The following is a 1,351-nucleotide window of genomic DNA, read 5'->3' on the forward strand; positions in this document are numbered from 1 at the left end:
CAAAAATTCCGACCACGAATATGATTGTTGGTTTCGAAGATGTAAAACCGATGGTTTTTGCAGGAATTTACCCAGTAGATACAGAAGATTACGAAGATTTGCGTTCTTCGATGGAAAAATTGCAATTGAACGATGCTTCGTTAGTGTTTGTTCCCGAAAGTTCAGCCGCTTTAGGTTTTGGTTTTCGTTGTGGATTTTTAGGAATGTTGCACATGGAAATCATTCAAGAAAGACTTGAACGTGAGTTTGACATGACAGTAATCACGACCGTTCCCAATGTTTCGTATCACGCTTTTACAAAAAAGAATCCAGATACGATAATGATTGTTAATAATCCAACCGACTTGCCAGATCCATCAAGTTTAGATAGAGTCGAAGAACCATATATAAAAGCAACCATTATTACCAAAGCTGATTTTGTAGGTAACGTAATGAGTTTGTGTATCGAGAAACGTGGCGTAATTACCAATCAAACTTATTTGACAACCGAACGAGTAGAATTAACATTTGACATGCCATTGGCCGAAATTGTTTTCGATTTTTATGACCGTTTAAAAACTGTTTCTAAAGGTTATGCCAGTTTTGATTATTCGCCAATTGGACTTAGAACTTCAAAATTAGTTCGTCTTGATGTTTTATTAAACGCTACAAATGTCGATGCACTATCGGCATTGATTCACGAAAGTAACGCCTATCACATTGGAAAAAAAATGTGCGAAAAACTAAAAGAATTAATCCCGAGACAACAATTTGATATTCCTATTCAAGCAGCAATTGGAGCCAAAATTATTGCTCGTGAAACCATAAAAGCGCTCCGAAAAGATGTTACCGCCAAATGTTATGGTGGCGATATTTCTAGAAAAAGAAAATTACTCGAAAAACAGAAAAAAGGTAAGAAAAGAATGCGACAAGTAGGAAATGTAGAAATTCCACAAGAAGCATTTATGGCTGTTTTAAAATTGAATGATTAGAGATTTGGACTTACAGATACAAAGCATTTAGACAACAGATAAAACCCAATAATTTTTATGATTATTGGGTTTTTATTGTTTTTAACAATTGAGATTATTTATTTTTTTAATCTTGTAAACAATATAATTTTCTAAAACAACTTAAATGTTAAAATTTATTTTCTAAATCTTAAAAGTTACAACTGGTATTTTAGCATGGTTTACAACATCTTCGCTGATGCTTCCATTAAAAAAATGCGAAATTCCTTTTCGACCATGAGTGCTTATTCCGATTAAATCGGCGTTGACTTTATTGGCATAATTCAAAATTCCTTTTTCGCGGGTAATATCGTTGTAAACTTGAGTTATATAATTTTCTAATTTAAAATTAGATACAAAAT

1 protein-coding gene and 1 pseudogene are annotated in these 1,351 nt (G+C 32.7%); one reads left to right on the forward strand and one right to left on the reverse strand.

Going from position 1 to position 1,351, the window contains the following annotated elements; genetic code table 11:
• Positions 1–971 (forward strand): annotated as a pseudogene (locus RMO83_RS01000) (elongation factor 4); the annotation flags it as partial.
• A 162-nt stretch (positions 972–1,133) separates the two neighbouring features.
• Here RMO83_RS01000 and RMO83_RS01005 read toward each other — a convergent pair.
• Positions 1,134–1,351 (reverse strand): universal stress protein (locus RMO83_RS01005; RefSeq protein WP_310557807.1); only part of this gene is annotated, 218 nt, incomplete at its 5' end.

The sequence above is a fragment of the Flavobacterium sp. genome, assembly GCF_031423415.1.
In the GTDB taxonomy this organism is placed as follows: Bacteria; Bacteroidota; Bacteroidia; order Flavobacteriales; family Flavobacteriaceae; genus Flavobacterium.